At 65.5% G+C, this 18,675-nt stretch carries 19 protein-coding genes; 4 read left to right on the forward strand and 15 right to left on the reverse strand.

Going from position 1 to position 18,675, the window contains the following annotated elements; genetic code table 11:
- Nucleotides 1–103 precede the first annotated feature (103 nt).
- The 3 genes from ispG (at nt 104) to ABZ803_RS07015 (ending at nt 4,053) form a co-directional block, all read left to right on the forward strand.
- Nucleotides 104–1,261, forward strand: a complete 1,158-nt coding sequence (gene ispG, locus ABZ803_RS07005) for a flavodoxin-dependent (E)-4-hydroxy-3-methylbut-2-enyl-diphosphate synthase (RefSeq protein ID WP_062969808.1) — start codon at nt 104–106, stop codon at nt 1,259–1,261.
- Nucleotides 1,262–1,327: 66 nt separating this feature from the next.
- On the forward strand, nt 1,328–2,191 hold the full coding sequence (locus tag ABZ803_RS07010) for a GNAT family N-acetyltransferase (RefSeq protein ID WP_084498823.1): 864 nt from the start codon (nt 1,328–1,330) through the stop codon (nt 2,189–2,191).
- Nucleotides 2,192–2,265: 74 nt separating this feature from the next.
- Nucleotides 2,266–4,053: a penicillin-binding transpeptidase domain-containing protein gene (locus ABZ803_RS07015; protein WP_357033839.1), complete on the forward strand. Its 1,788-nt coding sequence runs from the start codon at nt 2,266–2,268 to the stop codon at nt 4,051–4,053.
- 203 nt (nt 4,054–4,256) lie between these two features.
- Here ABZ803_RS07015 and ABZ803_RS07020 read toward each other — a convergent pair whose 3' ends face one another.
- The 6 genes from ABZ803_RS07020 to ABZ803_RS07045 all read right to left on the reverse strand — a co-directional run bounded on the left by ABZ803_RS07020 (nt 4,257) and on the right by ABZ803_RS07045 (nt 11,633).
- The gene (locus tag ABZ803_RS07020; RefSeq protein WP_357033841.1) at nt 4,257–5,378 is read right to left on the reverse strand and encodes a hypothetical protein; all 1,122 of its coding nucleotides are present in this window, start codon (nt 5,376–5,378) and stop codon (nt 4,257–4,259) included.
- A 6-nt stretch (nt 5,379–5,384) separates the two neighbouring features.
- Nucleotides 5,385–8,825 (reverse strand): IPT/TIG domain-containing protein, encoded by a 3,441-nt coding sequence (locus tag ABZ803_RS07025; protein WP_357033843.1) that lies wholly within the window; start codon nt 8,823–8,825, stop codon nt 5,385–5,387.
- A gap of 326 nt (nt 8,826–9,151) precedes the next feature.
- On the reverse strand, nt 9,152–9,457 hold the full coding sequence (locus ABZ803_RS07030; RefSeq protein ID WP_040868226.1) for a hypothetical protein: 306 nt from the start codon (nt 9,455–9,457) through the stop codon (nt 9,152–9,154).
- Nucleotides 9,454–9,891 carry a hypothetical protein gene (locus ABZ803_RS07035; RefSeq protein WP_357033845.1) on the reverse strand — a complete coding sequence of 146 codons (438 nt, stop codon included), beginning with the start codon at nt 9,889–9,891 and terminating at the stop codon, nt 9,454–9,456. Before ABZ803_RS07035 ends, ABZ803_RS07030 begins: the two co-directional genes overlap by 4 nt.
- Nucleotides 9,888–10,109, reverse strand: coding sequence for a hypothetical protein (locus tag ABZ803_RS07040; RefSeq protein ID WP_040868217.1), 222 nt, complete (start codon nt 10,107–10,109; stop codon nt 9,888–9,890). Before ABZ803_RS07040 ends, ABZ803_RS07035 begins: the two co-directional genes overlap by 4 nt.
- 792 nt (nt 10,110–10,901) lie before the next feature.
- The gene (locus tag ABZ803_RS07045) at nt 10,902–11,633 is read right to left on the reverse strand and encodes an IPT/TIG domain-containing protein (RefSeq protein ID WP_357033847.1); all 732 of its coding nucleotides are present in this window, start codon (nt 11,631–11,633) and stop codon (nt 10,902–10,904) included.
- A gap of 426 nt (nt 11,634–12,059) precedes the next feature.
- Between ABZ803_RS07045 and ABZ803_RS07050 the strand changes: the two genes are divergently transcribed.
- On the forward strand, nt 12,060–12,371 hold the full coding sequence (locus ABZ803_RS07050; RefSeq protein WP_357033849.1) for a hypothetical protein: 312 nt from the start codon (nt 12,060–12,062) through the stop codon (nt 12,369–12,371).
- A gap of 73 nt (nt 12,372–12,444) precedes the next feature.
- Here the strand turns inward: ABZ803_RS07050 and ABZ803_RS07055 are convergent, their stop codons facing one another.
- From ABZ803_RS07055 to ABZ803_RS07095, 9 genes are all read right to left on the reverse strand, one after another.
- Nucleotides 12,445–12,666, reverse strand: coding sequence for a hypothetical protein (locus ABZ803_RS07055; RefSeq protein ID WP_357033851.1), 222 nt, complete (start codon nt 12,664–12,666; stop codon nt 12,445–12,447).
- 10 nt (nt 12,667–12,676) lie between these two features.
- Complete coding sequence (locus tag ABZ803_RS07060; RefSeq protein ID WP_357033853.1) at nt 12,677–13,264, reverse strand: hypothetical protein; 588 nt, start codon at nt 13,262–13,264, stop codon at nt 12,677–12,679.
- Nucleotides 13,261–14,106 carry a hypothetical protein gene (locus tag ABZ803_RS07065; protein ID WP_357033855.1) on the reverse strand — a complete coding sequence of 282 codons (846 nt, stop codon included), beginning with the start codon at nt 14,104–14,106 and terminating at the stop codon, nt 13,261–13,263. The genes ABZ803_RS07060 and ABZ803_RS07065 overlap by 4 nt, the downstream gene beginning before the upstream one ends.
- Nucleotides 14,106–14,420: a hypothetical protein gene (locus ABZ803_RS07070; protein WP_357033857.1), complete on the reverse strand. Its 315-nt coding sequence runs from the start codon at nt 14,418–14,420 to the stop codon at nt 14,106–14,108. The genes ABZ803_RS07065 and ABZ803_RS07070 overlap by 1 nt, the downstream gene beginning before the upstream one ends.
- Nucleotides 14,420–14,992 (reverse strand): hypothetical protein, encoded by a 573-nt coding sequence (locus ABZ803_RS07075; protein ID WP_357033859.1) that lies wholly within the window; start codon nt 14,990–14,992, stop codon nt 14,420–14,422. Before ABZ803_RS07075 ends, ABZ803_RS07070 begins: the two co-directional genes overlap by 1 nt.
- 363 nt (nt 14,993–15,355) lie before the next feature.
- A complete protein-coding gene (locus ABZ803_RS07080) occupies nt 15,356–16,132 on the reverse strand; it encodes an ESX secretion-associated protein EspG (protein ID WP_357033861.1) in 777 nt (258 codons plus the stop codon).
- A 105-nt stretch (nt 16,133–16,237) separates the two neighbouring features.
- Entirely contained in the window at nt 16,238–17,389 is a 1,152-nt protein-coding gene (locus ABZ803_RS07085) for a hypothetical protein (RefSeq protein WP_357033863.1), read from the reverse strand.
- A complete protein-coding gene (locus tag ABZ803_RS07090) occupies nt 17,386–17,865 on the reverse strand; it encodes a hypothetical protein (RefSeq protein WP_357033865.1) in 480 nt (159 codons plus the stop codon). The genes ABZ803_RS07085 and ABZ803_RS07090 overlap by 4 nt, the downstream gene beginning before the upstream one ends.
- A 41-nt stretch (nt 17,866–17,906) precedes the next feature.
- Nucleotides 17,907–18,476, reverse strand: a complete 570-nt coding sequence (locus tag ABZ803_RS07095; protein ID WP_357033867.1) for a DUF3558 domain-containing protein — start codon at nt 18,474–18,476, stop codon at nt 17,907–17,909.
- Nucleotides 18,477–18,675: the final 199 nt, after the last annotated feature.

An 18,675-nucleotide genomic window follows, 5' to 3' on the forward strand; every position in this document is an offset into this window, starting at 1 on the left:
TCAACCGGGGAAGCCTTGTCGTTGCTGTCACAGGGTGGGCGTCGTGCGCCAAGGCTAGACTCGGCACCAACCGGCCGGACACGACGAAAGTAGGCAGCCGAAGGTGACCAGCACAATCGGATTGGGGATGCCGACCGCGCCCGCTGCGGTGCTCGCTCCCCGGCGTAAGACCCGCCAGTTGATGGTGGGCAACGTCGGGGTGGGCAGTGATCACCCGATCTCGGTGCAGTCCATGACCACGACCAAGACGCACGATGTGAACGCCACCCTGCAGCAGATCGCGGAACTCACCGCGTCGGGGTGCGACATCGTGCGGGTGGCCTGCCCGCGTCAGGAGGACGCGGACGCGCTGGCCACGATCGCGGCGAAATCCCAGATTCCGGTGATCGCCGACATCCACTTCCAGCCGCGCTACATCTTCGCGGCGATCGACGCCGGATGCGCGGCGGTGCGCGTCAACCCCGGCAACATCAAGGAGTTCGACGGCCGGGTCGCGGAGGTCGCCAAGGCCGCGGGCGCCGCCGGGATTCCCATCCGGATCGGTGTCAACGCCGGTTCGCTGGACAAGCGGATGATGGAGAAGTACGGCAAGGCCACTCCGGAGGCGCTGGTGGAGTCGGCGCTGTGGGAGGCGAGCCTGTTCGAGGAGCACGGGTTCGGCGACATCAAGATCTCGGTCAAGCACAACGACCCGGTGATCATGGTGGAGGCCTATCGTCAGCTGGCCGCGCAGTGCGATTACCCGCTGCACCTCGGCGTCACCGAGGCGGGCCCGGCGTTCCAGGGCACGATCAAGTCGGCGGTCGCGTTCGGCGCGCTGTTGTCGGAGGGCATCGGCGACACGATCCGGGTGTCGCTGTCCGCGCCGCCTGCCGAGGAGGTCAAGGTCGGTGGGCAGATCCTGCAATCGCTGAACCTGCGCCCGCGCAAGCTGGAGATCGTGTCCTGCCCGTCTTGCGGGCGCGCGCAGGTCGACGTGTACACGCTCGCCAACGAGGTGACCGCGGGCTTGGAGGGCATGACGGTGCCGCTGCGGGTGGCCGTCATGGGCTGCGTGGTGAACGGACCCGGCGAGGCGCGCGAGGCCGATCTGGGTGTGGCCTCCGGCAACGGCAAGGGCCAGATCTTCGTCAAGGGCGAGGTCATCAAGACCGTCCCGGAGGCGAAGATCGTCGAGACGCTCATCGAAGAGGCGCTGCGCATCGCCGAGGAGATGGGCGAGGACGCGGTCGCAGGCGAACCGGTCGTCACCGTCAGCTGAGCGCCGCTCACCAGGGCTTTCGGCATAGCCATACCGCATCGCGCCGGTTCGTGGCAGGCTGTCATCGTGCGGAGTCTGCTGGAGCCGGCGCGACGGGCCAAATACGCCCCTGCGCGGCAGCTCGCTAATCGAGATCTTGCTCAGGTGCTGCGTGTGCTGGATGCCGATCCGGTGGCCTCGTGCATGGTCGCCGCCCGGTTGCAGGAGTTCGGCCTGGACAACCGGTGCGGGCAGGGTGAGCTCTGGAGCAGAGGCGGTCCCGCCGAGTCGCTGTGTTTCTCGGGGGCGAACCTGGTGCCGTTGCTGGGTGATCGTGACGCGTTGCGCGCGTTCGCCGATCGGGCGATCCGCTGGCCTCGGATCTGTTCCTCGGTGGTGGGGCGCAGAGAACTGGCGTTGCCGCTGTGGGAGATGCTGTCCGGACACTGGGGCCCGGAGCGGGAGCTACGCGGGGAACAGCCGCTGCTGGCGCTGGCCCAGCCGCCGTTGTCCACGCCCGACCAAGAGGTCCGCCGGGTGCGTCGCGACGAGCTCGATCGCTACCTCTCGGCCGCGATCGCGATGTTCATCGAGGAGGTCGGCGTCGATCCGCGCGCGGGGGACGGCGGCCGCGGCTATCGCCGCCGCATCCAGAGCCTGATCGAATCCGGCCGTGCCTGGGCCCGTTTCGAGGACGGGGAAGTGGTCTTCAAAGCCGAGGTCGGCTCACTGTCCCGGCGCACGGGCCAGATCCAGGGGGTCTGGGTGCATCCGGATCATCGGGGGAAGGGCCGTGGCACCGCGGGCACCTCGGCGGTCGCCAACGCGGTGGTCGCTTCCGGCCGCACCGCGAGCCTGTACGTGAACGATTACAACGCGATCGCCCGCCGCGCCTACAGCAGGGTCGGGTTTCGCCAGATCGCGACCTTCGCCACCGTCCTCGTCGACTGAACACGCCCGTTGGCACGGCGAATTCCGGAGTGCCGCAGGCATTTGCCTGTCGGTGACTATTACGATCGGTGCCGATGTCGACTCGGACGCTCCTCTCGCTCGCCGTCGCGGCCTGCACGGTGGCCGCCGCCGGTTGTGCGAGCGAGCCGCAGGGGCCTGTTCCCGCCGCCGACGCCTTCGTCAAAGCGTTCGCCGAGCATCGGGTGACCGCTGCCGCGCAGCTCACCAATCTGCCGGAGAAGGCGAGCGACGCGTTGCGTTCCGCGTGGGATCAGCTTCAGGCCGAACAGCTCACCGCGCGCACCGGGGCGGCGCGCGTGACCGGTGACACCGCGACCGTCGACTACACCTACGAGTGGCGGTTGCCCAAGAACCGGATGTGGAAGTACTCGGGCCAGCTGCAGATGGGCCGCAGCAACGGGCGCTGGATGGTCCGTTGGACCTCCTCCGACATCCACCCCAAACTCGGCGACACCCAGACCATGGCGTTACGGACCAACCCGCCGCCGCGGGCGCGGGTCAACGAGCAGTCCGGCAGCGACGTCATGGTGCCCGGCAAGGTTTCCCGGGTCACGTTCGTCGCGGCCGACGCCGCCGATCCCGCGTCCGTGGCCACCACGCTGGCCGCCGCGCTGCACCGCTTCGACAAGTCGCTCACACCGCAGTCGATCCTCGACGAGGCGAAGGCGGCCAAGGGCGCTTACACGGTCGCGCTGCTCAACGAGACCGAATCCGGCCAGGTGACCACCGATCTCATCGGGCTGCCCGGTGTCACGCTGACCCAGCAGTGGGATCTGGTCGCCACCGATCGGGAATTCGCGCCCGATCTGCTCACCCAGGTGCGCAAGACGGTGATCGCGGAGGTGGACGGCAAGGCGGGGTGGAGCGTGGTCACCATGAACTCCAACGGCGCCGACACCGATGTGCTGATGGAAGTGCCCTCCCAGCCCGCGCCGTCGTTCTCGCTCAGCATCGACCGCAATGTGCAGAACGCCGCCCAGCTCGCCGTGCGGCCGCGTACCGAGCAGACCATGATGGTGGTGCTGCGCCCGTCCACCGGTGCGATCCTCGCGGTCGCGCAGAACAGGGCCGCCGACCGGGACGGTCCCCTCGCGACGATCGGCCAGTACCCGCCCGGTTCGGTGTTCAAGACGGTGACCGCGGCCGCGGCCATGTCGAACGGCCTCGCGACGCCGGATACGGTGCTGCCGTGTCCGAGCCGCATCGTCATCGGCGAGCGGACCATCCCCAACTACAACTTGTTCACCGTCGGCGATGTGCCGATGTCGACGGCCTACGAGAGGTCCTGCAACACCTCGTTCGCCGAACTCGCCAGCGAGCTGCCCGGCCCCGCGTTGCACGAGGCCGCGGCGAAGCTCGGTGTCGGGCCCGTCTATTCGGTGGTGGGGCTGCCGACGGCCTCGGGCTCGGTGCCGCCCTCCGACGACCTGATCCAGCGCACCGAGGACGGCATCGGTCAGGGCAGAGTGGTGGTCAGCCCGTTCGGCATGGCGCTCATGGCGGCGACCATCGCGCACGGCTCTGCGCCCGTGCCGTACCTCATCGCGGGGCGCCTCACACAGATCGACGGTGATCGCCCGGCGCTGGCTCCCGACGTCATCGAAGGATTGCGCGCGATGATGCGCAAGGTGGTCGTCGGCGGCACGGCGGAGCGGATCGCCGATCAAGGAACGGTCTACGGCAAGACCGGCGAGGCCGAAGTGGACGGCGGCTCGCACTCCTGGTTCGTCGGTTACCGTGGCGACATCGCCTTCGCCACGCTGCTGGTCAAAGGTGGCAGTTCCGATAACGCCGTCGCCGTGACACGGGACATGCTGGCGGCGTTGCCCGCCGGTTACTGACAGGGTTTCGCGCCCAGACGGGAAGGACCCAGATCAGGACTTCGCGGTGCCGCGGCACGGGAGAGCGTACCGCCCGAATCGATATCGGCCGATGGTTCAACGGTGTCCTCCTGCCTCGTGCTCGGCCGCACGCGGGAGCCGATGCGTCCGCGGCCCGGACAGTCGTTGTCGGGACTGTCCGGGCCGACGGGTGTGCGTGCCTTTCATTTCCTCTCGGGCGCAGCGATCAGCAAATGCTCCAAACTGGTCGTCCGGTCCGAATATTCGTCCACGCCGATGACCGCGACGAATTCGCGATCCCCGACACGGTGCTGGAGGGAAAGCCACGAGTTGGCGAGATACCAGCCCGCTCCGGCGGTGCCGCGTGGCCGCAGGCCGCCGCAATAGATCCAATAACGGTCGGGATGGTGATCCGCGCTCGGACGTACTCGCGCGACGATGCCGATATTCCGGTCGTCGTTCGAGTCGTACCGGCTGCCGTCGGTCAACTCCAGACGCACCGCCGCGGAGCCGTCGTCGGTGCCGCTGTCATGGATGGTGAACAGCGGGTTGTCGACGAGGTGCGGATACAACCGGGTGCAGTTGTTACCGCTCAGCCCGAAGCTGATGTACGGACGGTCGTAATGGGTGACCATGTAGCGGTCGCTGCGGACCTCGGCCCGAATACTGGTGTGGCGCGCAAGCAACGAGAACATGTACAGCAGCCCCCGGAAATCGTTCTCCGCCACCACGGAGGGGATATCGACGGGACGATCCGGGAAACCGCCCTCCTGCTTCCCGAATACTCGCCGCCGGGAGATCCCCGCCGCCCGCAGTGCGTCCACGGACGACCTGGTCAGCTCGAACGACGGGTACACCAGAGTGGTTCCCCTGGTGCTCGTCTCCATCCCGAGAAAAGCCTCGAGCCGGACATCGGTGCCGGAATAACCCGGCCCGAGCGATCCCATGCCGTCCGGTGTCGAGTTGGCCATCTGGAACAATCCTTCAACCGTCCAGCCGGGAAACATCCGTTCGAGCACCCGGCAGTGATAGTCGCGCGGAAGGCCGATCATGCGACCGGACAACCACTGGTAGTACTGCGCTTTCGCCGGCCCATGCCCTGGGGGAATGGGCGGGTCCAGCTGCGCCGCGCATCGGTCGTACGCGACGAGAAAATCTGGATGACTTTTGAGATGCCGCTCCGCTAGCAGCATCTTCAGTACGGTCGCCAACGGAAACCCCCTTACCCCTGCAGCCTTCGTCGACGGTGACGGAGACTCTGTGTATTGGCTCAACCGCAACGAAACTGGGCCGCCGGCAAAAGCGCGCCGACGGCCCAGCCGCATCAGCCGTCAGATGTAGATGAATGGGAGACCATTACTGGTTCCTCCGGAGCTGGTCGCGGTGATTTGCACTGTTCCCGTTCCGGCGGGAGTGACTGCGGTGATCTGCGTTGCGGAATCGACGGTGAACGAAGTTGCCGGTGTGCCTCCGAAATCGACGGAGGTGGTGCCTGTCAGGTTCGTCCCGGTGAGGACGACTGTCGTTCCACCGGCCGCCGGTCCTACATTCGGAAGCACGACCGCGAGGGCCGGAACCGCGAGGTAGGTGTAGGCGAGGCCGTTGCTGGTTCCGCCGGAGGTGGTGGCGGTGACTTGCACCGTACCGGTCCCGGCGGGCGCTACGGCGGTGATCTGGGTTGGCGAGTTGATCGTGAACGAGGTCGCCGGCGTGCCGCCGAAATCGACCGCCGTGGTGCCTGTCAGATCCGTACCCGTGATGACGACAACGGTTCCGCCCGCTTCCAGGCCGACGCTCGGAAGCAAGGTGGTCAGGCTGGGCGCCGCGACGTAGGTGTAGGCCACGCCGTTGCTGGTTCCGCCCCCGGTGGTCGCGGTGACCAGCACGGTCCCGGTTCCCGCCGGTGCGACGGCGGTGATCTGGGTGGCGGAGTCGACGGTGAACGAGGTCGCCGGTGTGGCACCGAAGTTGACCGCCGTGGTGCCGCTCAGATCTGTTCCGGTGAGGACGACGGTCGTGCCGCCGGAGACCGAACCCAGATTCGGAACCGCCGTGACGAGGGTGGGAAGCGCGACGTAGGTGTAGGCCACGCCGTTGCTGGTTCCGCCCGCGGTGGTCGCGGTGACCAGCACGGTCCCGGATCCCGCCGGTGCGACGGCGGTGATCTGGGTTGCGGAGTCGACGATGAACGAGGTCGCCGGTGTAGCACCGAAGTTCACCGCGGTAGCGGTAGAGAGCCCCGTCCCGGTGAGGACGACGATCGTCCCTCCCGACACCGGGCCCACATTCGGCACCAGTGTGGTCAGCGCGGGTACCGGAACGTAGGTGTAGGCGAGGCCGTTGCTGGTTCCACCGGCCGTGGTCGCGGTGATCACCACGGTCCCGGTTCCCGCCGGTGCGACGGCGGTGATCTGGGTGGCGGAGTCGACGGTGAACGAGGTCGCCGGTGTGGCGCCGAAGTTCACCGCGGTTGTTCCGGTCAGCCCCGTGCCGGTGAGGACGACGGTTGTGCCGCCCGCTTCCGTCCCCACATTCGGCACCGCCGCGACGAGGGTGGGCACCGCGATGTAGGTGTAGGCGACGCCGCTGCTGGTTCCGCCGGGGGTGGTGACGGTGAGCTGCACGGTGCCGGTTCCCGCTGGTGCGACGGCGGTGATCTGGGTTGCGGAGTTGACGGTGAACGAGGTCGCCGGTGTGGCGCCGAAGTTCACCGCGGTCGCTCCGGTCAATCCGGTGCCGGTGATGATCACCGTCGTGCCACCGGTCGCCGGGCCCACATTCGGCACCACCGCGGTGACGGCGGGTACTGGAATGTAGGTGTAGGCGACGCCGCTGCTGGTTCCGCCGGGGGTGGTGACGGTGAGCTGCACGGTGCCGGTTCCCGCCGGTGCGACGGCGGTGATCTGGGTATCGGAATTGACGGTGAACGAGGTCGCCGCTGTGGCGCCGAAATTCACCGCGGTGGTTCCGGTCAGACCTGTTCCGGTGATGACGACCGTCGTGCCGCCTGCTTCCACGCCCACGTTCGGCACCACCGCGGTGACAGTGGGCAGTGCGACGTAGGTGTAGGCGACGCTGTTGCTGGTTCCGCCACCGGTGGTGACGGTCACTCCCACGGTCCCCGTTCCCGCCGGTGCGACGGCGACGACTTGGGTGTCGGAGACGACGACGAACGAGGTCGCCGGTGTGGCGCCGAAGTTCACCGCGGTCGCTCCGGTGAATCCGGTTCCGGTGATGACGACCGTCGTCCCGCCGGTGACCGGTCCCACGCTCGGAACCACCGTGGTGATGGCGGGCACCGCGACGTAGATGTAGGCGACGCCGTTACTGGTCCCGCCCGCGGTCGTTACGGTGACCAGCACCGTCCCGGTCCCCGCCGGTGCGACGGCGGTGATCTGGGTGTCGGAGACGACGGTGAACGAGGCTGCCGGTGTGGCACCGAAGTTCACCGCGGTCGCTCCGGTGAGCCCGATTCCGGTGATGACGACCGTAGTGCCGCCGGTGACCGGTCCTATGTTCGGGACCACCGTGGTCAGCGCGGGGATCGGGATGTAGGTGTAGGCGAGGCCGTTACTGGTTCCGCCCGCAGTCGTGACGGTGACCTGCACGGTCCCGGTCCCGGCCGGCGCGACCGCCGTGATCTGGGTAGCCGAGTTGACGGTGAACGAGCTCGCCGGTGTGCCACCGAAACTGACCGCCGTCGCACCCGTCAGATTCGTTCCCGTGATGATGACCGTCGTCCCCCCGGTGACCGGACCGGTGTTGGGCACCAACGTGGTGATCGCGGGCACCGCGACGTAGGTGAAGGGGAGGCCGTTGCTGGTTCCGCCGGGTGTCGTGACGGTGACCTGCACGGTCCCGGTTCCGGCCGGTGCGACGGCGGTGATCTGGGTATCGGAGTTGACGATGAACGAGGTCGCCGGTGTGCCACCGAAACTGACCGATGTGGCAGTCGACAGGCCCGTTCCGGTGATGACGACCGTGGTTCCGCCGGTTGTCGGTCCGGTGTTGGGTGCGAGGCTGGTCAGCGCGGGAACACCGGCGTAGGTGTAGGTGACGCCGTTGCTGGTTCCGCCCGAGCCGGTGACCGTCACCTGCACGCTGCCCGTTCCGGGCGGTGCGACGGCGGTGATCTGAGTGGGGGAATTGACCGTGAAGATGGTTGCGGTATTGCCGAACCGGACAGTCAACGGGCCGGTGAACCCGGTGCCGGTGATCGTGACGGTGTTGCCGCCCGAGGCGGGCCCGGCGGTCGGCGAGATGGCGGTGATGGTCGGTACGACGACGTAGATGAACGGCACCGCACCGCTGGTGCCACCCGGGCCGGTCACCGTGACCGGCACGATCCCCGTTCCGGCAGGCGTGACGGCCGTGATCTGCGTGTCGGAGTTGACGGTGAACGAAGTCGCCGGTGTGCTACCGAAGTTGACCGCGGTGGCGCCCGTGAAGCCCGACCCGGTGAGGGTGACCGTCGTACCGCCCCCGGTGGAGCCCTGGTTGGGGCTGATGCTGTTCAGCGTGGGAACCGGCACATAGGTGTAGGCGACCCCATTGCTCGTTCCGCTCGAGTTGCTCACGGTGACCTGCACCGTACCCACCGATCCGGCGGGAGCGATCGCCGTGATCTGCGTAGGGGAGTTGATGGTGAAAGTGGTCGCGGTGCTACCGAACCGGACGGTCATGGGGCCGGTGAATCCGGTACCCGTGATCGTGACGTTGGTTCCCCCCGTGGTCGGTCCTGATGTCGGGGAGAGGGAAGTGATGGTAGGCATGACGCTGCCTCCTTGTCGCCGTGGTGATAATTCCTCTGCACCGGGGGGCGCCCGCCGCTGTTCAGCAGCCCGGCTATCTCCATTAACTCCTTTGGATCGGTGCCTGGCAACGTGTCTGACGATCCGTTTTGGTCCGTTTTCGGATTGGTAACGGCGCGTCGCGTTGTGACGTGAACGTCCTGGCAGGCGTTGTGGCAGCGTTGTTTTCGGCAGGGCTGCCGGAGGGGGCGCCAACGGTGAGCCCGCCGAGAGTCGCGGTGCTGGCGAACGATTGGCGACCAACCGGGACATCCGTCAGCGTTCCGCCCGGAAAGCGCCTTCTCGCGCTACAGGAACAGCTCCGGTGGGTCGTCGAATTCGATGCCGGCCTGCCGTGCCCGGGTCACCATCTTGCGATCCCACTCGCGGTGCACCCGCAGCGCCATGCGGAACTCGCCCATCTGCTCGGACATCTGCTGGGTCTGCGAAATGGCAAGGTCGCTCAAGACTTTCGCCGCGTCGGCCTTCGTCTTCGTCATGTGAGCGTCGACGTCGCCGCGCTTGAACCACGCGGTGACCGCCGCGGACAGCACCGACGAGCTGGCGATGAGCACAAGTGCCGCGAAGATCGGCGACTGCTGGATGATGTTCATGGCGCCTCCCGCATCTTCACCAGGCGCAGCGCCCGGACGTCCTGCAGTACCTGTCGGCGCTTCCACAGAAACGCGATACCCAACGCGATGGGCAGCGGTCCTCCGAGAACCGTGGCCGGACCGATGGTTCGGTGCTGGATCTGCAACAGCAGCAGTTGCGCACCGAAGGCCACCAGTGACCAGCCGAGCGCCCCCAGGCCGACCTGCTCGACCAGATAGCCCCAGACGCGCCGGGCGAACAGACCGACCAGCGTCGCGACGCAGCCGATCAACATGAGGACGAGCCACAGCGTGCGGAATCCGGATGGCATGGCCGTGGTCGCCGATGCCGGCGGCGGGCCGTAGATGCACTGCAACAGCATCGAGACGCCGAATACGGCGCACAGCACCACCTCGAAGGGGTCGTGGCGCGTCCTTTCCTTCGGGGTCCTCATGCTGGTTCACCGCTGTCCGGTGGCGCCGGGCTGACCCGGTGGCGCGCCGACTCGACCGCGGGCAGGCCCAGAGCCGCCGCGACGATGGCGAGGACGAAACCCGAGAGGTCCGACGAGAGGACGCCCTTGGTGACCCCGTAGCCGATCAGCGCCGCCAGCAGCGGGTACAGCAAGGCGCGGACGGGCTCACTGTGCAGGATGGTGATTACTTTGTTCATCGGTTCTTCCCTTTCTTTCTTGTTGTGGCACCGACGGTGCCGTCGGCCGATCGCGGACTCCGCCGCCCGAAAGCTGTGCGTTCGTGAGGTTGGTCGGATTCCGGCGATCCGAGGGTTCGGATCGCGTTGTCGCAAGCCCGCCCGCGTTGTGGGGTCTAGTTGAACCCGTGTGCGGTGGAGGAGGGTTCGTGGTGCGGCGCTGCGGCCCGTGCCCGAGCGGTGCCGTCCACTGGAATGCCGGTTGCCGCCGTGCCGCGAGGACCTCGCGAGTTCTGTCCCGAGGACGGGGAGAGGAATGTAGGCATCAGGCTGCCTCTCTGTTTGCTGGTTCCTCCGTGCCGGGGGTGGCCGACGGTAGTCGTAAACCGGTTAACTCCGTTATGCCCCAGGATCTGCGGGTCGGCAACGCGTCGGATGATCCGTTTTTGTCCGTTTTTCAGATCGTTGCCAGGTGTTGACCAGCGCTGGGGCTCCAGCGGGAACGCATCGTTCGGCCTTGCCGCAGCGCCGATCTCGTCGGTGTGGCCAAGCGGGGTGGTCTACCGGGATTTCGGCTGTCGCCCTTTTGAGCGAAATGCTCTCGAGCGCAATGACTTTCGCTGTTACCGCGTCCGTCTACGCGGCAAGGGATCGTGTCCGCTCCTCGGCGCCGGTGTGCGGAGGGCTCCAGATGATGCTGGTCGGTCTGTTCAATGTCGACTCGGGAGTGTTTCGGAGCCGATCGGAGCCACTCGGACCCAACGCGATTGGGCCGCCGCCGGAACCCCGGCGACGGCCCGTGAGCTGTCTCGATCAGACGTAGGTGTAGGTCAGGCCACTACTGGTGCCGCCGGAGCCGGTGACGGTCACCTGAACGCTTCCGGCCACGTGGGCCGGAGCGACGGCGGTGATCTGCGTCGACGAGTCGATCGTGAATGTCGTCGCGGTGCTGCCGAACCGTACCGTCAGCGGACCGGTGAACCCGGTGCCGGAGATCGTGACGCTGTTCCCGCCCGAGGTGGGACCCGACGCCGGGGCGATCGCCGTAATGGTGGGCACCACGACGTAGATGAAGGAAATCCCGTTGCTGGTGCCACCCGGAGCGGTGACGGTGACCGCCACGATCCCCGTACCCGCCGGGGCGACGGCCGTGATCTGCGTGTCCGAGTCGACGGTGAACGAAGTCGCCGGTGTGGTGCCGAAAGTGACCGCGGTTGCCCCCGTCAGTCCCGAGCCGGTGAGAGTGACCGATGTCCCGGCGGGCCCTTGGCCGGGGGCGATGGAGTTCAAGGCAGGCACAGCGAGATAGGTGTAGGTGGCTCCGTTGCTGGTACCGCTCGAGTCGGAGACCGTCACCTGTACCGGTCCGGCCGTCCCCGCGGGCGCGACGGCCGTGATCTGGATCGCGGAGTCGATGGTGAAAGTCGTTGCGGTGGAGCCGAAGCGCACCGTCAGCGGGCCGGTGAATCCCGTACCGGCAATGGTGACGCTGGTGCCGCCCGTCGTGGGGCCCGAGGTCGGGGTGATAGCAGTGATAGTGGGCACGGCGATGCCTCCTGGTTTTCGTGGAGATCGATTATCTGTACCGGGCGGTGCCCCGACTCACTCTGTGGCCCGGCGTATTCCATAGCACTCCGCCGCGGCTACCTCGGCAATACGTCGACCACTCCGTTTTTGTCCGGTTTGTTTCCGGTGCCGAGAATGGGTCTGACGCGGTTGGCGTCTCGTGGATGAGGTGGCAACTCGGAGGGTGCGCCGGATGTGCCGAAACACCGACGGATTCCGCCGCCTGCTGGAGAGCGTTATCGTGGACCAGGTCGTGCTGTCGAGCACATTGCGTCTGAGGGGGATTCGTCGTTTGTTGATCGATATCGGAATCGGGGTACGGGGGAGACCGGACGGACTCGGCTGGTCTCCCATCGATGCACGGGTGGGCGGCGCCCGCCGAACTGCTCGGGGAGGCATCGGAGCGTGAACGGTCAGCCGCCCCTGCTCCCCGCCGGTCCGGGTCGGGTCCTCGACGTCAAGGCGATCCTCGACGGAACCGTGGACATGCGCACCTATTCCCGAAAATATCTGGTCATCTGCGCGCAGCCCCGGCGGGGTCTCGCCTGGGACTCAGGCCTGCTGAAGGCCGACCATCACGGGAACTTGTCACGTCTGACATCGTGCATCGAATGGTTGGACGTCCACTTCGGCTGGGAACTGGTGAGCGTCTTCACCCGCCAGGTCGACAAGTACTACATCCACCACGCGATGCTTCGCCGTCGAGACTCGAATTAGAGCCTCGCTTCACCGATGCGGCTGCGCAGTTCGGCGACAATGGTCGGGTCGAAGAAGGCACAGCCGTCGGGCCCTACGCCCGTCGGTCGGCAACGGTTCGCTTGGCGGCGATCCAGCGGCCGGTCGGTTTCGTCGCGGCGAGGACAAGAGCGATCAGCACGGGCGTCGCAAGGGTGAGCAAGGCCGGTTCCCCCGTGTGCACGACCATGGCGACGACGTAGATCACTCCGAGCCCGGAATCGATGATCACCAGCACATGACCGGCTGTGGTACGCGTCGTCGCTGCACGTGCCAAGCGAGAGCGATCAACCCTTCAGTGTGCGGATCATGTTCACCAGGGCTTGCGCGCCCTCTCGTGTCGATTTGTCATCTCGCGTCGTTTGGTCTTCGGTGGCTCTGAAGCGGAGTTCGCCCTTCCAGCCGTCGACTGTGGCGAGGAGGTTGACATCGAGCAGTGTGGTGGCGTGATCGCCCCCCTTTGGCAGTGGCTCAACAGCTACCTTGACAGTCACGCCGTCTACAGTCATGACCTCGGTCGGGTAGTTCTCTGTCGTCGAGGGAGATTCGGACAGGGTGTTACCGCTGACGACGCGAAATAGCGATACATATCCGAGGGGAGACGGCCATGCGGATCCGTCGGCCTTCTCATAGAAGCACCCATTACCGGTGCCGATCTCATCGGTCAGCGCTTTTCCGCCGGCACCGGCGCTGACCTTCAAATTCTCGGCGCCCGCTCGCGTGACGAAAAACTGCTCCGTAGAGTCACACAACTCCTGGATGGTGTGGTTGCTCGTCGGTATCTCATACCTGTCGGGATGAGTGCGTGGAAACAGATTGCAGGCCGAGAGCAGCACCGCCAGGGCCGGAATCGCAAGCAGCTTTCTCGGGTTCATGTCGCCTGCCATTCAGGGCTGGGGGAGTTGATGTTGAAGTCATCGGAAGCGCTACGCGGCCAATGATTGTTATGGAATCCTTTCTGACTTTCTGTCGACTCCTTTATCTTGTTGATGGCCTGCCTTTGCGAAAGGAGGGCATCTATAAGATCTTCCGTATACTTGACAGTGCTGCTGATGACTTTTCCAAGAATATCAATCGCATCGGAGACTCCGAGAGGAGTGGCGACAAAGGTGGCCATCTTGGTAAGAGCTTTTCCGAGCCCTATGAGCAGGTCCGCGATATCTGTTACGATTTTGGAATAGAAGTCCCAAGCGATGTCCGACACCTTGGCAAGTGCTTCGGCCACCTTGTCGCAGGTGGATTTAGCGGAATCCATCGCGGTGTCCTGGAGTGTCCGAGCCGCTGTGTACTTGAGTGCTGCCGCTCCTGCCCAGTAGCCGGTTATGTTCCCGTTGTTCACTTCGTTGTTCTGCGCTGCGCCGATTTTCCCCTTCAGCGTCGTCCAGGCCTGGCTCGTCTGCAGGAAGGCGATGGGCGCCTTCGAGCTGCCGACCGCACCCTGCAGTTTGTCCAAAAGTTCTTGGATCTTCTTCTTGACCGCTTCCTTGTGGTCCTGCATGTAGCCGGTGAAATCATCTTCGGTCATCGCGCCGTAGATGGCGCCGGCCACCGCGCCGGCCGCTCCGAAGAAGGTCGCCGCCTCGACCTCGGCGGCGGCGATCGCCGCCTTCCGGAACGCCTCATCCACCTCGGCGGGCTGGTTCCTGATCTCCGCGATCTGGTCGGAGAACCGGTCGAGTACGGTGTTGATCTCGTCCAGAGACTTCGTGGCACCCATCAGTAATCTTCCTCCAGCTCGATCAGAACGTTCGCGAAGTTCTGGTCCTGTTCCTGAATTGCCTTGGCGACATGATCCAGAACCGTGGCGATGGAATCCGTTTCGTCTCTGCCTTCGACTAATCTGTCGTACATATACCTTGCAGCGGCCATCTGAGCGTCCCAAGTTTCTCGGAACAGCCCCCAGGCGACGTCCTGGTGACTGAAATGGATGCTCTGCGCCTCGGTAGCGGCGACGGTGAGGGCGTCCGACGCCTGATCCCACGCTCTGGCCGCCTTGACCAGTTGGTTCAGATCCGCTGAGAAATTGACCATTACGAGTTCCTCATCAGGTAGCGCTTGTATTCCGCGAGTTCGTGTTCGAGTTCATCGTCGGTGCGGTCGGCCCATGTCCCGTCTTCGTGGAAGCGTGGGCGCTGTTGCCGGATCTGATTCGCGCAGTCGAGGATATCGTGTGAAATATAGGACGGGCTGGCCGTGGCCGCCCACCGCGGATCGATCTCGATGCTGCCGATGCGCGAGATGTTCGCGACCACAGTGATCGAGGGCGCTCCGAAGTCGGTCACCGGCCCTTGCCCTACGAATTCATCACTCAGCCGCAATGATCGTTCAACCATCTCGAATTCGGCGAGTGATCGGGTGTCGAGAAGTGTGATCAGTTCCGCGCGACGAGTGGGGGATACAGTCAATTCGGTCCATCTGCCCGTTGCGATTACCGGCGCATCATGCCGCCACAGCGCCACATAATAGCCGGTCATCGCCGCCGCGGAGAGGTCCGCGGATTCCAGGCGGTCGTGGATATTCCGGCTCACATCGACATCTACCGGAAGGCGCCCTTCGTCGAGATTCATTGTGATCAGGCCGACTCCGATCAAGCCAGTCGTCACTCTTTCCCCTTCTGTCTTCACTGCAGTGTCATCGTTTCGCCGATGGCCGCTGTCGAATCAAGTGACAGCGAGCTGCAATTCACCGCAGACTGCGAAAATCACCAGCCCCCTCACGGCCCGCCGTGGTGCACCAGCAATCCAGTGATTCGTTCCCCTCATGCTGTTGCGGACAGACACTACCGTTCCTTTTGCCGCCCCGACAAGGGTGAAGCCACGGCTTGGGCGGTAGGTTCTTCCACTGCGTACTTCGACGCGAAAACCACACTCCAGCAATACATGAGCCACGCGGCTTCGCTTGGTCCCGTGCGGACGCACCGCCGCTGGAGCCGGGACCCGGCGCGGCGGGCGAGCAGTGACCCACGCCTACCAACTTTCGGGGTGGGTGGCTGCGAGGCGTTCGAGGGCTTGGGTGATCCAGGTTGTGAAGTGGGTGGTCAGGTCGGTGGGGGTGGTGGGGCGGACGGTGATGTGGTCGGTGCGGTGTTCGGTGTAGCGGCCGTCGTCGGAGATGTCGTGCCATTGGAGGACTTTGGCGGGTTTTGTGCGGGTGTGCAGGGGAGCGGTGAGGAGGACGGCGGTGCCGCCGCCGTCGATGGGGCGGCCGAGGAGGCGCTGGTATTGCTCGCGGGGAGTGTTGCGAGCGTTGTCCTGGAGGTAGGTGTCGCGGCGGGGGGTCAGGTCGTGGGGGTGGAAGGTGGCCGGTCGCTCGGCTCCGGGGGCGCAGGGAGGGATGGCGTTCACGAGGCGGGCCGGGAGTTGGTCGGCGGGGAACATGCGTGCGCGAATCGGGCCGTGCTCGGTGTGATTGCCCGCTTGGCTCAGGACGACGGCGCGGTAGCTGTCGCGCGCGCCGAGGATCCGGTACTCGCGGATGTCGTCGGGACCGGTGCTGTTCTTGTGCTTGCAGGTGCCGCCGAGGATCTCGATGCGAAGGTCGGAGTCGCCCAAGGTGCGGAAGGCCGCGGCGATCTCGTCGCGTTCGTCGGCGCAGTAGCGCTGCCACACGGCGGTGCGGTGGGCGGCGAAGTCGTCGCGGAAGGCGAAACGACTGGTGTAGCGCAGGGGGCCGGGGATGCGATCGTGGGCGTCGCCGTACCAGAGAGCGGCGAAGTCGTCGGGATCCCAGGTCCATTCAGCCATGTGAGGTCCAATCCGGCCGCGTGAAGGCGGCCAATGTCCACGCGCGCACGCCCGCCACCGATACGCGATGCGGGCGCGCGCGAAATCGAGAAGGGTGTGGCCCGATCAGTCGGGCGTACCGCCGATGACGCCGCCGGGCAGCGTTCTCGGGACTTCACCGAGCAGCTCGTCGGTGTTCTCCTGGGTGATCAGGTAGTCCGGTGTCTTGTGCTCGGATTCGTCGTCCTTGCCGCCGCCGCGAGCGCCGGGGGCCATCATTCCCGGCGTGCCGCTCGTGCCACGGACCGAGGTGTTCGTTGTCGCGGCCGGATTCACCGATGTGCTCGGCGTGCCCGGTGCGCCCGCGATGCTGCGGCCCGGTTGCGGCTGGTTCGTGGTGCCGGGAGTTCCGGGACTGCCCGGGGAGCCCGGGCTGTGCGGAGTCGGAGTTCCGGCCGGCACGGTCTTGGTCGGGTCCGTGGTACCGGCGGGAGTCGTCGACGTGGGGTCCACGCCCGCGGGTGTGGTCGAGGTGTCCGTCGCTGTCGTGTCGGAGGATTGTTCGTCCTGCGTCGACTCGTCGGTGGACTGCGGCTCCTCGGTGCTCGTCTCGTCGGGCTTGCCGTCGCCGTCCTTGTCGCCGGGAGTGCCGGTGTCGGTAGGGCTGGTGCCCGGGTCGTCCGTCGTGGGGCTGCCGCTGTCGTCGCTGTGGTATCCACCCGGCGGGGGTGCTGGAATGTCCACCGATGCGGTCGGGCCGACCGGAGTGGGCAGCACCGGGATCTTGCCGTCCATCTCGCTGAAGGGCTGTACGTAGAACTCCTTCATCGCGACCCGCGCGGACTGCTCGGCCTCGGACCGGTCGTCCGACAGAATCCAGCGCGTCGGATGAAAGATCCGCTCTCCGAAGGAGAATTCAACGAGGTCCGGGAGAGCCTTCTTCGTATCGGCGATCGCGGTGGCGGCGTCGCGGACCCGGTAGTACAACTCCTCCAGGGACGCCGTCAGGTTCTGCGCGTCGCTGGTGTACTTGGCGATAGCGCTCTTGGACTGCTCCGCTGCGGGGCCGGACCAGGCTTGAGCTATGGAGGTCTGGATGGAGCGAGCGAAAGTTTCGACACCCCGCTCCCACTCGTTACGAGCTTGCCAGTACGTATCGGCTTGGCTGAACGCGTCGGTGGGATCGAGTGGCTTGAACGTGTCGTTGATCCGCGAGTGTTCCCAACTGTCGGCGTGCTCACCCCCGCTCGGGATGCGCTTGTTCTCGTAGCCGCTCATTCGTTCGTTCCATTCGGAAGCCTAGGCGGTGAGAATTGGACTCCAACGGGCGGGCGCTCAGGCAGGGTGGTGTTCAGTCTGTTGAAAGCTTCGGCAAAGTCGCTGTCCGCCTGCATGATTCGATCCCGGGCGAGCCGGTGCACTTCTTGGATGTCCTCGACGATGCGATAGTGATCTTCCATGATCTGATGGACGCTGTTTAGGTCCTCGGCTCCGCGAGCCTTCTTCTTGAATCTATCGACCAAGGTTCCCGCCGAGACCATGTCACTGCTGCCCTCGCCGAGCCCCCAGTGAGACTGCCGTGAAACGAAGTCCATCGTCCTCTGGATCTTTTGAATAGCGTTCTTGAAATACTCGCAATCGCGGTCAATGTAGATGAAGTCCTCAGGGGACATCTGCATTCCTAGCTGTCCCTCTCGCGCAGCGTTCAGGATGTTCCCCATCGGCCGAGGTGGCTGTGCGCTGTCGTCACCCATGTGCTACTCCCTCCCGGTTGGCTCGATCGCTTCAGCGAATCTCATGCAGTGACGGGCATTGTGGGCACTACCTTCTCTGCCAGGGTCCGTGCCAGTGTGCATGTGTCCAGGGCCCCGGTATTCTTCCGCGACGGCGGATTGCTGAGGAAGAATTCGAGGCTTCCACCCTTCATCTCCACGTTGATCGTGCATACCCCTTCGGGATGCTCTTCTACCTGCCGTGTTGAGATCGCGCGGCGTCCGTTGATCGTGTACTCATGCGTATCTGCAAATTTCTTGTCTCGCACCATATCCACGGTGATGTTTGTCGTGGTGATGACCGGTGCATATCCGTCAGTCTGGATCCAGGCGCAACCACGCCATTTGACACCCCCCGACGCATTAGAGTCCTGTTTGTCCTTGCTTCGCAGGTTCTCGGAATCGAGAACGGGCTGGGGAATGTCGGTGCACGGGTCATAGCCGGTGGGCACGTCGGGCGCTAAGGTTTTGCTTGCGGAAGAGCCCGCAGTTGGCGTCAGATCACCATCGGTCGAGGAGTCGCAGCCTGTCAGCGCGAGCGCAGCACCGGCAAAGAGGATGGCCAGTCGCCGAAAATTCCGCCCTGATGTCATCGTTCCCCTTGCACACCGGTTAGTGTCCTGGCTCTTCGAGGCCGGACCGGCTTCCCCGCCCCCCGCAGCGAATGTCGACGCTACCGGCGGGTTTCGTCGGGTGCAAGCGGTCTGGTGAGCCAATTGACGGCTCGGCAGTGTCGGGCCGGGCGCGCGGACCCGGAACCGCTGGCGAGGGAGGTTCCGGGGTCGCGAATAG

Source organism: Nocardia sp. NPDC047648, from assembly GCF_040642815.1.
In the GTDB taxonomy this organism is placed as follows: domain Bacteria; phylum Actinomycetota; class Actinomycetes; order Mycobacteriales; family Mycobacteriaceae; genus Nocardia; species Nocardia gamkensis.

Coding starts and splice junctions, on each gene's coding strand:
- ABZ803_RS07035 (WP_357033845.1), bottom strand. CDS start 9,891: ATGAGGACCCCGAAGGAAAGGACGCGCCACGACCCCTTCGAGGTGGTG.
- ABZ803_RS07080 (WP_357033861.1), bottom strand. CDS start 16,132: ATGGCTGAATGGACCTGGGATCCCGACGACTTCGCCGCTCTCTGGTAC.
- ABZ803_RS07060 (WP_357033853.1), bottom strand. CDS start 13,264: ATGAACCCGAGAAAGCTGCTTGCGATTCCGGCCCTGGCGGTGCTGCTC.
- ABZ803_RS07030 (WP_040868226.1), bottom strand. CDS start 9,457: ATGAACATCATCCAGCAGTCGCCGATCTTCGCGGCACTTGTGCTCATC.
- ABZ803_RS07020 (WP_357033841.1), bottom strand. CDS start 5,378: ATGCGGCTGGGCCGTCGGCGCGCTTTTGCCGGCGGCCCAGTTTCGTTG.
- ABZ803_RS07090 (WP_357033865.1), bottom strand. CDS start 17,865: ATGGGTGACGACAGCGCACAGCCACCTCGGCCGATGGGGAACATCCTG.
- ABZ803_RS07040 (WP_040868217.1), bottom strand. CDS start 10,109: ATGAACAAAGTAATCACCATCCTGCACAGTGAGCCCGTCCGCGCCTTG.
- ABZ803_RS07085 (WP_357033863.1), bottom strand. CDS start 17,389: ATGAGCGGCTACGAGAACAAGCGCATCCCGAGCGGGGGTGAGCACGCC.
- ABZ803_RS07025 (WP_357033843.1), bottom strand. CDS start 8,825: ATGCCTACCATCACTTCCCTCTCCCCGACATCAGGACCGACCACGGGG.
- ABZ803_RS07015 (WP_357033839.1), top strand. CDS start 2,266: ATGTCGACTCGGACGCTCCTCTCGCTCGCCGTCGCGGCCTGCACGGTG.
- ABZ803_RS07070 (WP_357033857.1), bottom strand. CDS start 14,420: ATGGTCAATTTCTCAGCGGATCTGAACCAACTGGTCAAGGCGGCCAGA.
- ABZ803_RS07065 (WP_357033855.1), bottom strand. CDS start 14,106: ATGGGTGCCACGAAGTCTCTGGACGAGATCAACACCGTACTCGACCGG.
- ABZ803_RS07095 (WP_357033867.1), bottom strand. CDS start 18,476: ATGACATCAGGGCGGAATTTTCGGCGACTGGCCATCCTCTTTGCCGGT.